This window comes from Flavobacterium sp. F52, from assembly GCF_000278705.1.
Taxonomy (GTDB): Bacteria; Bacteroidota; Bacteroidia; order Flavobacteriales; family Flavobacteriaceae; genus Flavobacterium; species Flavobacterium anhuiense.
Genome location: NZ_AKZQ01000034.1, coordinates 122,181 through 135,513, shown reverse-complemented (window position 1 = coordinate 135,513; position 13,333 = coordinate 122,181). Strand labels below are relative to the sequence as shown.

At 35.6% G+C, this 13,333-nt stretch carries 9 protein-coding genes; 6 read left to right on the top strand and 3 right to left on the bottom strand.

From position 1 onward, the window contains the following. Positions 1-110: 110 nt before the first annotated feature. The gene (locus FF52_RS17255; protein ID WP_008467523.1) at positions 111-1,253 is read right to left on the bottom strand and encodes a CaiB/BaiF CoA transferase family protein; all 1,143 of its coding nucleotides are present in this window, start codon (positions 1,251-1,253) and stop codon (positions 111-113) included. Then, positions 1,250-2,398, bottom strand: a complete 1,149-nt coding sequence (locus FF52_RS17250) for an ABC transporter substrate-binding protein (RefSeq protein WP_008467520.1) — start codon at positions 2,396-2,398, stop codon at positions 1,250-1,252. Before FF52_RS17250 ends, FF52_RS17255 begins: the two co-directional genes overlap by 4 nt. Positions 2,399-2,790: 392 nt before the next feature. On the opposite strand from FF52_RS17250, the gene FF52_RS17245 reads away from it, so the two are divergent. The 3 genes from FF52_RS17245 to FF52_RS17235 all read left to right on the top strand — a co-directional run bounded on the left by FF52_RS17245 (position 2,791) and on the right by FF52_RS17235 (position 5,504). Further along, entirely contained in the window at positions 2,791-3,804 is a 1,014-nt protein-coding gene (locus FF52_RS17245; RefSeq protein WP_008467519.1) for a zinc-binding alcohol dehydrogenase family protein, read from the top strand. Between the two features lie 65 nt (positions 3,805-3,869). After that, a complete protein-coding gene (locus FF52_RS17240) occupies positions 3,870-4,667 on the top strand; it encodes an SDR family oxidoreductase (RefSeq protein ID WP_008467517.1) in 798 nt (265 codons plus the stop codon). 6 nt (positions 4,668-4,673) lie between these two features. Further along, complete coding sequence (locus tag FF52_RS17235; RefSeq protein ID WP_008467514.1) at positions 4,674-5,504, top strand: amidohydrolase family protein; 831 nt, start codon at positions 4,674-4,676, stop codon at positions 5,502-5,504. A 271-nt stretch (positions 5,505-5,775) separates the two neighbouring features. On the opposite strand, the gene FF52_RS17230 is transcribed toward FF52_RS17235, so the two are convergent. Further along, positions 5,776-7,437 (bottom strand): glycoside hydrolase family 28 protein, encoded by a 1,662-nt coding sequence (locus tag FF52_RS17230; protein ID WP_008467512.1) that lies wholly within the window; start codon positions 7,435-7,437, stop codon positions 5,776-5,778. Positions 7,438-7,861: 424 nt separating this feature from the next. Between FF52_RS17230 and FF52_RS17225 the strand changes: the two genes are divergently transcribed. The 3 genes from FF52_RS17225 (at position 7,862) to FF52_RS17215 (ending at position 13,178) form a co-directional block, all read left to right on the top strand. Further along, a complete protein-coding gene (locus FF52_RS17225; RefSeq protein WP_008467511.1) occupies positions 7,862-10,378 on the top strand; it encodes an L-rhamnose mutarotase in 2,517 nt (838 codons plus the stop codon). A gap of 158 nt (positions 10,379-10,536) precedes the next feature. Continuing rightward, positions 10,537-11,601, top strand: a complete 1,065-nt coding sequence (locus FF52_RS17220; protein ID WP_008467509.1) for a Gfo/Idh/MocA family protein — start codon at positions 10,537-10,539, stop codon at positions 11,599-11,601. Continuing rightward, on the top strand, positions 11,598-13,178 hold the full coding sequence (locus FF52_RS17215; RefSeq protein WP_008467507.1) for a sodium:solute symporter: 1,581 nt from the start codon (positions 11,598-11,600) through the stop codon (positions 13,176-13,178). The genes FF52_RS17220 and FF52_RS17215 overlap by 4 nt, the downstream gene beginning before the upstream one ends. Positions 13,179-13,333: the final 155 nt, after the last annotated feature.

Sequence of the window (13,333 nt, the reverse complement as noted above, 5' to 3'; positions counted from 1 at the left end):
TTTTTATTCGTTTAACCGTTTTATGGTTTAATCGTTGTATTTGTTTAACCGTCAATTCGTCGATTTGTTTAATACGATTAAACGATTAAACAAATTAATGATTCAACAATTTACCGAATAAACTCTTTTTGTATGCTCAAATTATCCTGACCTACTTTTGGTGCTACTTTTTCGCTTAATAAAATTTCGCCGTCTAATTGAATCGGACTTCTCGTGGTAACTAAAGTTTCGCCATCCGAATTTTTCACGGTTTGTTTTAGCTGTAATTCATTTACAAAAGGCTGATTGTCTAATTCTTCGTAATTGAAAACTTTTCCGCACCAAATGCCTTCTTTTTGAAGGATTTCAATCCAATAATCAGAAGTTTGGGTTTGAATTTTTTCACTTAAAATGGTTCTGATTTCGTCTCGTTTTTCAAACCAAAGATGTTTATCCGCAAAAGCGTTTAAATCCAATCCTAACGTTTTTCCAATGAAAATTAAATCGCCCATTGCAAGAGATAAATAGCCGTCTTGCGTTTGGTAAACTCCGTAAGGCGCGCTTAAAAAAGCATGTGCGCTTCCTTTTATATCACCGCGTTCAGGCAATTGACCTCCATCATTTAAGAAGGAAGTAATCGCTTCAAATTGTACATCGAGAATAGATTCTAATAAACTGACTTCTACCAAAACTCCTTTTTTAGTTTTGGCTCTTTTTAAAAGTGCTGCCAGAATACCTTGCACAAAATGATTGCCGCACATTAAATCGGCTACAGCCAATCCGAACGGAACTGGACCTTGACTTTTGCGTCCGCTCAGCCAGCTTAACCCAGAAAGCGATTGCAATAATAAATCTTGTCCCGGTTTTTTGGCCCACGGACCTTCATTTCCGTAACCTGTAATGGTTCCGTAAATAATCTGCGGATTTATAGCTAAAGTATTTTCAAGATCTAAACCGATTTTCTCCATAACTCCGGGTCTGAAATTATGAGTCATAATATCAGCCTTTTCGATTAGTTTTTTAATCAAAACCAAATCGTCAGGATTTTTTAAATCGGCTGCAAAAGATTCTTTATTTCTATTAATCGTATGAAAAAGCAAACTGCTGTCGTCTACAAATAAATCTTTGATGCTCAATTGCCTGCATGCTTCGCCTTTTATTGGCCGCTCAATTTTGATAACGCGTGCGCCCAAATCAGCCAGTTTTAGTCCAGCCGAAGGTCCTGCCAAAAACTGGCAGAATTCCAGAACAATTAATCCTTCTAAAGGCCTCATACGGTTTGTATTTTTTGAGATTCCGCGTAAAGCGAATTCATTTCTTCCAATACTTTTAATTCGTCTCCGCCATTCATCAAATAATTGCGAACCACATCTCCTGCATGATCTTGGAAGTACATATGTCCGTAATATCTTGGACGAAGGAAAGCACGCTCTAACGCAGGAAGTGTATTTTTGAAATAATCATGCGTTACACCATTAATTCTCTCGCTTTTCCAAGCTTGCAAATGTCCCGGCTGACCGCCGTTATCCGTATAAATATTCTGCTGCACTTGTGACGAACAAGTAAATTCAGCATATTTTATGGCAGTTTCACTATGTTCGCTGAATGAAGAAACAGCCAAACCAGTTCCTCCTAGAGAAGAAATCATTGGATTATCATTCAAACGAACTAAATCATAAAAATGTAAAAGGTTTTTACTGTAGCCAATGCGGGAATAGTTAGAATACCCATAAGCAAATGGGCAATACGCAATTTCGTCTGAATTGACCATAGCTTCGTAAACTTGAATTGGGTTACGATTAAAGTTAGCAGGATCAATCAATTGAGTCAACTCTCTAAACATCTGAAGCGCTTTGATTCCAGTAGCTTCAGAAATCACTTTTTCTTCAGAAAGAAAAGGAGCTTCACCCAAACTACAGCAAAACATGTAAAAACTCATTAATACGTCAACTGGTATTCCAGCAAAAGCCACTAAACCTTTTTTAGCTAAAGCCAATAAATCGTCGTAAGTTTTTGGAACTTCTAAATTATTTTTTTTCAAAAGGTCTAATCGGGCAGAGGCAACAGGAGTCGCTGCATCAATTGGCAACGCCCATAATTTATCGTGAAAAACATAACTTTCGTATGATTTTCCAACGGTATTAATTTCTAGATCTTTAATATATGCTGGAGATAAATAATCAGATAACGGAAGAATCGCTTTGGTCTGCGCTCCAAAACCTGTCCAAGGATGATCAATTACCAATAAATCAAACCTTTTGGCTAGGTCTTCAATTGAAGCATCGGCAAATTCTTGTAGGCTTCTTTTTTCCCAAGAAATTTCAACTTCAGGATGTAGTTCAGTAAAACGCTGAGATGTCGCAACCATCGGAAGCAGACCTCTTGTATGGTTCCAAGTTATGCCTTTTAATTTTATCATTTTATCTAAAAGTTTTGGATAATGTAATCGATTGAATTAATAAATGTAAAAATTACAATTACAAAAGTAGGAATTAGATTTTAATGGGCAAGAAATCCTTTCTTTTTAAGAAATCTTTTTTGCATAAAGTGATAATTATTGATATAATTTTTACAAACCATTTAAAATATGTTATAAAAATTTAAAGTTTAGTTATATTAATAGGTTGAAAATAAAATATATCTCGGATATTAATTTTTAAAAGGTATTTTTGTAATTGTAATTTTTACATTTATTAGTTTTGCTTTGTTCTTTTTTGAAGAATTTTGAATTTCTAAATGAAATAATTGCCATTTAGGAACAAGTAGATGGAAAGCAATTGCTTATCAAAATAAAATTAAAGAAAGTATAAAATGAAATACATTGTTTGCGAAAAACCGCAGGAATTTCTATTAAAAGAAACCAGTATTCCAGAACCAAAAGAAGGTGAAGTTTTATTGAAAATTAAAAGAATTGGTATCTGTGGAACAGATATCCACGCTTTTGGTGGCACTCAGCCTTATTTTGAATATCCAAGAATTTTAGGCCACGAATTGGCTGCAGAATATGTAAAAGGAAATGCTCCAGGTTTTAAACCAGGTGATAAAGTGACTTTTATTCCATATTTTAACTGTGGAAAATGTGTTGCCTGCAGAAACGGATTAACAAACTGCTGTGTAAATATTAAAGTTTTCGGAGTGCATATTGATGGCGGAATGGCTGAATATGTTTCGATTCCTGAACAATATTTACTGCACGGTCAAGGTTTAGATTATGATGAATTGGCTTTGGTGGAGCCTTTGGCAATTGCAGCACACGGAGTAAGACGAGCGGCTGTAAAACCAACGGATACGGTTTTGGTTATGGGAGCAGGTCCAATCGGAATTGGTTTGATTCAGTTTGCTAAAATTGCTGGTGCAAAAGTAATCGTAATGGATATCAACGATTACAGATTAAACTTCTGCAAAACAGAACTAAATGCAGATGAAACAATTAATCCGTTAAACGATGACGTTGCTCAAAAATTAGCTGAATTAACTAACGGAGATATGGCAAATGTGGTAATTGATGCGACTGGAAATCAGAAAGTGATGAACAGTGCTTTCAATTATATTTCGCATGGCGGAAGATTTGTTTTGGTTGGACTTCAAAAAGGAGAATTAAGTTTCAGTCATCCTGATTTTCACAAAAGAGAATCGACTTTAATGAGCAGCAGAAATGCGACAATTGAAGATTTCGAATATGTGATGAAATGTTTGAAAGAAGGAAAAATAGATCCTAAAAAATACATCACACACAGAACTAGTTTTGATGAAATGATTACTGATTTTGGAAATTTGATTGATCCTAAAAATAATGTGATTAAAGCGTTGATTGAAATAGACTAAGAGAGAAACCTAACAGGTTTTAAAAACCTGTTAGGTTTGCTTGATAACTTTTAAATACCCACAAAATGGATTTAAACTTAAAAAATAAAATAGTTGTCGTTTCTGGTTCGGCTGGAAAAGAAGGCAGTATCGGAGAAACAATCGTTAACAGATTAGCAGATGAAGGTGCAATTCCGGTTTTGGTTGATAGAAACGCAAGAGGTTTCGAATACGTTGAAAGACTTCAAAAAAGAGGCGTTAATTCACTATTTGTGCAAACTGACGTAACGGATCCTGTTGCTATAGAAAATGCTGTAAAAGTAATTGGAGCTAAATACGGCAGAATTGATGCGATAATCAATAATGTTGGAGTAAATGACGGTGCAGGACTAGATTCAAGCTACGAGGATTTTATGAATTCTTTGAAACTGAATGTTGTCAGTTACTTTTTATTGGCTAAATATTCACTTCCATACTTAAAAGAATCAAAAGGAAATATTTTGAATATTGGCTCAAAAGTAGCTTTAACAGGGCAGGGAGGAACTTCGGGTTACGCTGCTGCGAAAGGGGGAGTTTTGGGCTTAACTAGAGAATGGGCAGTAGATTTGATTCAGTACGGAATTCGTTCGAATGCGATTATTATTGCCGAAAGTTATACACCTGCGTATGAAGATTGGATTAAAACATTGCCAGATGGAGAAGCAGTCTTGAAAAAAATTAGTAAAACGATTCCACTAGAAAGTCGTATGACCAAAACAGAAGAAATTGCAGATACAGCGCTTTTCATCATTTCTGAAAAATCATCACATACTACAGGACAATTTGTTTTTGTAGACGGAGGTTACGTACATTTAGACCGCGCTTTGATCAGCGATGTTAATTAAAAAGTTATGAGTAAAAGAATAGATTCCCATCAGCATTTTTGGGTGTTTGATCCTGTTCGAGACAGCTGGATCGACGAAACCATGCAAAATATTCAAAGAGATTTTCTTCCGAAAGATTTAGAGCCGTTATTAAAATCAAATCAGTTTGAAGGTTGTGTTGCGGTTCAAGCAAGCCAATCTGAAGAAGAAACCCATTTTTTATTGGATTTAGCTGCTAAAAATGATTTTATAAAAGGAGTTGTAGGATGGATCGATTTGCGAAATGAAAATATCGAGGGACGTTTGCAATTCTTTTCAGATCAAAAAAAACTGAAAGGTTTTAGACATGTTGTTCAGGGCGAAGCGGATGATTTTATGGATGGAGCAGAATTCAGGAGAGGAATCAAAGCTTTAAAACCATTTAATTATACTTACGATATATTAATTTTCCACAGACAGCTTCCGGCTGCAATACGTTTAGTAAAAGATTTTACAGAACAGCGTTTTGTAATTGATCATATTGCGAAACCAGATATTAAATCAGGAAGTATTGATTCTTGGAAAAAAGGAATCGAAGAAATCGCAAAATATGACAATGTTTGGTGCAAAATCTCCGGAATGGTCACAGAAGCCGACTGGAAAAACTGGAAATCAGAAGGTTTAAAACCGTATTTAGATGTGATTTTTGAAAATTTTTCAGTTGATAAATTAATGTACGGATCAGACTGGCCGGTTCTTAATGTAGCTTCTGATTATCATGAAGTGGTGAAAACTTTGGAAGATTATATTGCTGAATTTTCGATTGATGACCAGAATAAGATTTGGTTTGAAAATGCTAAAGCATTTTATAAACTATAGCTTTTTTGAACCATATAAGTGATATAAGTTCAAATTTAGATGGTTTAATTATTTCTCGCAAAGACGCCAAGTCGTTATGTAAGCTTCGGAGAAGCGAAATATTTATAGAAAGAAATATAGATTTACAATATAAAGCTCCAGCGGAGCGACATATGTATTATAAAAAACATGTCGCTCCGCTGGAGCTTTTCATTTATTTATTGATATTCTATAAATATTCTGCTCCGCTGGAGCTTTTGAGAAGTTTGGTTTATGTATTTCTCGGTACGATTTAGAATTTTACAGCTTTCTTTGGAACTTCTTTTCCAATTGTAGAGTTTTTAGATAATCCACTTAAATCGATATTCTTGCTTGCTTCACCGTTAATGATAATTGCATTTGATGAACTAGGATTAAACTCGATATTTTTCAACGAAAGGTTTTTAGTATTGTAAATTTCGAAAGCATTTTTGGCTTCGATATCCAATTGTGCGTTACTGATTTTAATTCCGTTAGCGTCAATAATTGAGAAACCTTTCTCCGCTTTAGCGATTAGATTTGTGATTTCGATATTCTCTAAATTCATTTCAGGAAGACCTTGTAGAAATACCGCTTGCTGGGCACCTTTAATAGTGATATTTTTGATTGAAATGTTTTTAAACTGAGGTGTTTCTTCGTTTACAGGAATAGCTTTTGTACTTACTGTATTTCCACCTTCAGCCAAAGTTTCAGCTATTGATTTTCCGCCATAATATAAATCAAATGAAATTGCCTGAGATGGAATATCAGTCATAAAAACATCTGAGATATAAATGTTTTCTACAACACCGCCACGCCCGCGAGTACTTTTAAAACGAAGACCGACATCTGTTCCCATAAAAGTACAGTTCGAAACATGCAGGTTTTTTACGCCGCCAGACATTTCACTTCCAACCGTAACACCGCCATGACCGTGATAAACAATATTGTTTTTAACGATGATATTTTCGCAAGGAACACCTCTGTCGCGTCCATCCTTATCTTTACCCGATTTAATACAGATCGCGTCGTCACCTACATCAAAACTTGAATTTTCAATAATTACATTTTTACAAGATTCTACATCAAGTCCGTCACCATTTTGAGAAAACCACGGATTTCTAACAGTTACATTTCGAACAATTAAATCCTCGATTAATAAAGGATGAAGATTCCACGCAGGAGAATTTTGGAAAACTGGCCCGTCAAACATCACTCTTTTACTATTTTGAATGCTGACCAAAACCGGACGTAGGAAATCATGAATAGCTTCAAAATCTTCTTTCGTTTTCAAATCATGGCGAATATTCTGATCTGCACCTTTTGCACCTTTTAAATATTGTTCAGATGGATACCAGCTATCTTTCTTTTCGTTTAAAACTCCTCCTGAAGCTACAAATTTCTTCCATTGTTCGTCTGTCAATTTGCTTTTTTTGACTTGTCGCCATGCTTCACCAGAACCATCCCAAACGCCGTTTCCTGTAAAAGCAATGTTTTCTAAGTTTTTACCATAAATAGGAGAGATACAGCGCCAAGTGTTTAAACCTTCAAAGCTAGTTTCGATTATTGGATATAAAGATTTATCGGTGCTGAATTTGATTAATGCGCCTCTTTCTGCATGAAGCTCAATGTTACTTTTGAGAATAATTGGACCCGTCAGCCAGATTCCTGGCGGAATAATTAGTTTTCCTCCTCCTTTTTTAGAAAGTGCATCAATCGCATCTGCAAAAGCTTTTGTGTTTAAAACATAACCGCCATTAACTGCTCCAAAGTCTTTTAAATTTACATTGTAATTCGGGATTACAGGCTCTTGGACTTCAGTCATTTTAAACTCAATATTTTTATAAGTATCATATTTTTGTGCAGAAACTGTATTGAAACTCAAAGAAAAAGAGGTGAGAGCAATGCATAAAAGGATTTTTCGGTTAGTTTTCATTCGTATCGTATTATAGTTAAAAGTCTTTTTTAAGAAACCGATTCGCTGTTAATTCAATTTTTTATCAATGAAATTTTTATTCAATAAATAAAATTACACTTTTTTAATTTTGAAATGTTTAATGTAATCGATTACACAAATCTATTAAAAAAATAATATGAAATGATAGTTTTAGTGCATTTATCACAGAATTTTTATGAATTTAACTTTTTTAGATTGTGAAATTAGAAGATACCGAAATGCTCATTTTTTAAAGTGAAGCTAATATTACAGGAGGGTACAGGATGCTAGTCATTTTATATTCTTTTAAATTGTCCCTGTTATTTGGTAAAAGTGTTAAAAATACAATTATTTGTAAAATTTATACCGCTTTAAATAAATGCCTCGTAATTTTAGATTAAGAAAAAAATCAATACTATAAATAATGCGTTTAATTCCTTTCAACAAATTACTAATTGTTTTTTTGATGGTATTCTCGCTTTCGGCAAGTGGAGCTGAAATTTGGGTTTCACCATCAGGAAAAGATTCGAACATTGGAACAAAATCAAGTCCGCTGGCAACAGTTCACATGGCAATGCGAAAAGCCAGAGAACTCCGTCGATTAAAAGATCCATCCATAAAAGATGGAATTCGAATCATAGTAATGAACGGGACGTATTATTTAAACGAACCTTTATTTGTGCGCCCTGAAGATTCTGGAACAGCAGAAAGTCCGACAACAATTGTAGCCGATGCAAATGCAAGACCTATTATAAGCGGCGGAATCGAAATTAAAAACTGGACAAAATCGACAACTGTTATCAACGGACTTAAAAAAGGATCAGTTTGGGTGGCTGATGCTCCTAAAAAAGCGGGATGCCTGATTGATTATAGACAATTGTGGGTAAACGGAAAAAAAGCCGTAAGAGCCAAAAATACAGCTGGAACGACTGTGGAACGTATTTTATCGTGGAATCACGAAGAACAAACCTGTTGGATTCCGTTTAAAGATAAATCGGTCAAGTTCGAACCAGGAATGGAAATGTTTATTGTGCAATGGTGGTCGAATGCTAATTTGCGTATCAAAAATATAGAAGTTCAAAAAGACAGTGCCAAACTTTCGTTTGAAGAACCAGAAAGCCGTATTCAAAGCGAGCATCCTTGGCCAGCACCGTGGATTTCTAAAAACAACGGAAATTCAGCCTATTTCTTAAACAATGCTTTTTCGCTTTTAAACGAGCCTGGAGAATGGTATTTGGATAAGAGAAATGCTAAAATCTATTATATTCCAAGAGCTGGCGAAGAAATGAATTCGGTTACCGTTACAGCTCCCGTTTTAGAAAATCTCGTAGAAGTAAAAGGAACAATTGATTCTCCTGTACATCATTTTCAATTTAAAGGAATTTCGTTTCAATACAGCAACTGGCTTCGTCCATCGCAACAAGGTCACGTGCCATTGCAGTCAGGTTTGTATTTGCTGGATGCTTACAAATTGAAACAGCCAGGAACTCCAAATCAGGCGAATTTAGAGAATCAGGCTTGGGTGGGAAGACCTCGCGCAGCGGTTGAAGTAAATTATGCTAATAATATTCAGTTTGAATCATGCCGTTTTGAACATTTGGCTTCGACTGGTTTAGATTTAAATAAAGGAACAAATCACAATACTGTAAAAGGAAATTTATTTAAAGATATCGGCGGAAGTGCCATCAATGTTGGGATTTTTTCTGAAGAAGCTTTTGAAGCGCATTTGCCTTTGATTATAAAAGATGAAAGAGAAATGTGTTCTGATGAAGTAATTGCTGATAATTTAATTACCAACGTAACCAATGAAGATTGGGGAACTTTAGGGATCAGCGCTGGTTTTGTTCGAAATATTACGATTGAACACAACGAAATTTCGGATGTATCGTATTCTGGAATCGCAATGGGTTGGGGTTGGACGCAAACACCTAATGTGATGCAAAACAATAAAATTATAGGAAATAAAATTCATCATTATGCCAAACATTTGCATGATGTTTCGGGAATTTACACGCTTTCTGCTCAGCCAAATAGCCGAATAGAAGAAAACTACATTGATAAAGTGTACAACAGTCCGTATGCACACGACCCGTTTTTATGGCTGTATTTGTATACTGATGAAGGAAGTGAAGGTTTTACAATTAAAAATAACTGGATTGCCGAAAAGAAAATCCTTAAAAATCATAACGGTCCAAAAGGAAATATCTGGGAACACAACGATCCGTATGTAAGTTCAAAAATTAAAGATGCTGCAGGAATCAGAGCGCCTTATAAAGATTTGGAAAAAGAAGTCGTAATAGACGAAAAATGGGGATTGCAGGAAATGCCGAAACCATACGCAATCGAATTGATAGGCTCTGATTTTGATATCGAAAAAATCAAATCGACTTTGGTTGGATTTAGAATTGTAGGTCAGGAATTGTACCAATGGAAAAATCATTTGGTGATTTACGGAAAAATGAATCAGCCGGAAAGGACAAAACGTAAACTGGCGGGTGCTTTTCCATCTTTACAAATTAAAATCTATGAAGATTTGGTTTACGATTTCCAGAACTTCGAAAGATGTAAAGATTCAAAACCAGCATCGGATTGGGAAAATGTGGTTTTAACAGCAAATCTTCCTGTTGATGAAAAGTTGCAAAAAGAATATGTAGAGTATCACAAAACACAATTCGAAAAATGGCCAGAAGTTGCCAAAGGTTTCTGTAATGCTGATTTCCAACAATTGCAGGTTTTCAAAAAAGACAGACAATTAATCTTGGTAATCAGTATTCCAAAAGGAGAAAGTTTAGATAAACTAAATCCGAAAACAACTGAAAATAATCCGAAAGTAGATCAATGGAATGCCTTAATGAAAAAATACCAATCGGGAATAGAAGGCGCAAAACCAGATGAAACCTGGATTTTCTTAAACAAAGTGAATGTCGAAGAGAAGAAATAAAAGAGGAAAGAAGCAAGAAGAAAGATCGTAGTAGAGAATCAAGAAAAAAGAAAATCTGCTAGATCTGCGTAATCTGCGTGAAAAATAAAACTAACCTCAAAGAAGATTTCGAAAACAATCTAAAATCTAAAATCAACAATCTAAAATAACCACAACCAATGTTAAAAATAGCCATTCTGGGACTTGGAGAAGGACGAAGCACAATGTCGGCTGCAATAGAAAGTTCAAAACTAGAACTCGTTAAAATATGTGACCGAAACGAAGAATTGTGTAAACAGCGCGCAAAAGAATTCGATTTTCACTCGTACACCACGAACTACGATGATTTATTAAATGATGCTTCAATTGATATTATAGCGATTTACACGCCAGATCATCTTCACGCACAGCACGTTAAACAAGCTTTACTTCACGGAAAACATGTCATTTGTACAAAACCGTTTATCGATGATCTTTCGGATGCTAGAGAGCTTTTAGAATTAAGCAAATCAACAGGAAAGAAAGTTTTTATCGGGCAAAGTTCTCGTTTTTTCGAACCAGCCAAAAGGCAAAGAGCCGATTATGAAGCAGGATTAATTGGAGATTTAATTACAATTGAAGCGCAATATCATGCCGATCACAGATGGTTTTTAAAGAAAGAATGGTCATTGTTACAATCATTTAAATGGCTATATGGAGGTTTGAGCCATCCTGTAGATTTTATCAGATGGTATTTGCCGAATATCCAAGAAGTGATGGGTTACGGAATGATCAGCAGTAACGGACAATCGGCAGGATTGAAGAATGAAGATACTATGCATTTTATCTTCAAAGCAACTGATGGTAGAATTGCCCGTGTAAGTGGTGTGTATACTTCCCCGACTCAGCCAGCGCAACGCGACAGCGGCATGAGCACAATTCTGCGCGCAACAGAAGGAGCTAGCCAAGCCGATTATCATGAATTGCGTTATGCCATCACAGATAGAACAGGAGAAGAAAAAGTAATCACTTGGGGAGATAGTATCATTAAATATTATTTCCGTTTTGAAGGGCAAAGTCATCATGGCGGAGAATATCAAAATTACTTAGAATATTTTGTAGACAGTATCGAACAAGGTTTCGAAGCGTATCCAAACATGGAAGAAGGAATTGGAACTGTGGCTTTGTTACAAGCAATGGATAAATCACTGCAAACTGGAATGCCGGTTAAAATTGCCGATATTCTTAACGAATACGGACTATGAACAGCATCTACGATAAATTAACCACGCTCGATTTTGTCATTGTTGCGGGTTATTTGGTGGCTTTATTAGTCATTGGATATGTGGTAAGTATGAAACAGAGAAAGAAAAACGAAACGCTTTTTCTGGCCGGAAATTCTTTAAACTGGTACAGCATTGGGTTTAATATGTGGGGAACCAACGTTGGGCCGTCGTCATTATTGGCTTTTGCGAGTATTGGTTACGCTACAGGAATTGTAGCCGGAAATTTCGAATGGTATGCTTTTGTGTTTTTACTGCTTTTGGCAATGGTTTTTGCACCACGTTATATTGCGAGTAAAGTAAGCACAATGCCCGAATATATGGGGAAACGCTACGGCGACAGTACGCAGAATATTTTGGCTTGGTATGCTTTGGTAAAAATCTTGGTAAGCTGGTTATCTTTAGGATTATTCAGCGGAGGCGTTTTAGTGCGTCAGATTTTAGGAATTCCGATGTGGCAGAGCGTTACGGTTTTAGTGATTTTCTCAGGAATTTTTACGTTTGCAGGAGGATTAAAAGCGATTGCAAAAGTGAATGTTTTTCAGATGATTTTGTTGATTGTAGTTTCCCTTACACTTTCCTTTTTAGGTTTGCAAAAATTAGGCGGAATTGATGTTTTAATTGCCAAAACGCCTTCTAATTTTTGGAATTTAGTTCGCCCTTCTGATGATGCACATTATCCATGGCCAGCAATTTTGTTGGGATATCCTGTAGCAGCAGTTGCTTTTTTCTGTACCGATCAATCGATGGTGCAGAGTGTTTTAGGAGCTAAAAACTTAGAACAGGGACAATTGGGCGTCAACTTTATTGGATGGTTAAAAGTTATGGCGCTTCCATTATTTATTTTACCAGGAATTTTGTGTTATGCCTTATATCCAGAATTAGGAAGTAATTCAGACTTAGCTTATATGACAATGGTTACCAATCTTTTTCCAAGCGGAATGAACGGTTTGGTAATCTGTGTGATGATTGCGGTTTTGGTGGGAACAATTGGTTCTTCGTTAAATGCCTTGAGCACCGTTTTTACGAATGATATTTATGTAAAGAAAATCAACCCGACAGCGACAATTAACGATCAGATTAAAATTGGTCGTTTAACAATTGCTACTGGATGCGTATTTGCGATTTTGATTGCCGTTGCGATTGACAATATTAAAGGACAGAATTTATTCAACATCTTTCAGGCGGTTTTAGGTTTTCTGGCGCCTTCGTTATCTGTTGTGTTCCTTTTGAGTGTTTTCTGGAAACGCACGACCAAAAAAGCTGTAAATGCAACGCTTTCTTGGGGTTCTGCTTTTAGTTTGTTTATTGGGGTTTTATATCTATGGATTTTCCCTGCCGATAAATATCCAGTTTGGCCTCACTTCTTATTGATTTCGTTTTACATTTTTGCGGTTTTAATGATTAGTTCGGTCATTATTTCTTTAACCGATAGAAATCCAGAAGTTAATGTTTCAGACGAAACGGATATTCCTAAAACTAGTAAGAAGGTGAAGCTTTTGTTTGGTTTGTTGGGATTGACGATTTTGATTTTGTACTTAGTTTTTAATGGGAATTAATAAATTCATATTTTAAACATAGCCCGTGGTTTCAACCACGGGAAACGTAATGTTATATGCTTTGCGTTCAAGTGGCTGAAACTACTGGCTATGTTTGCAACGATAATAAATAAAAAACACATAGCTTTCAATCCAGAAAAACTATGTGTTTTATT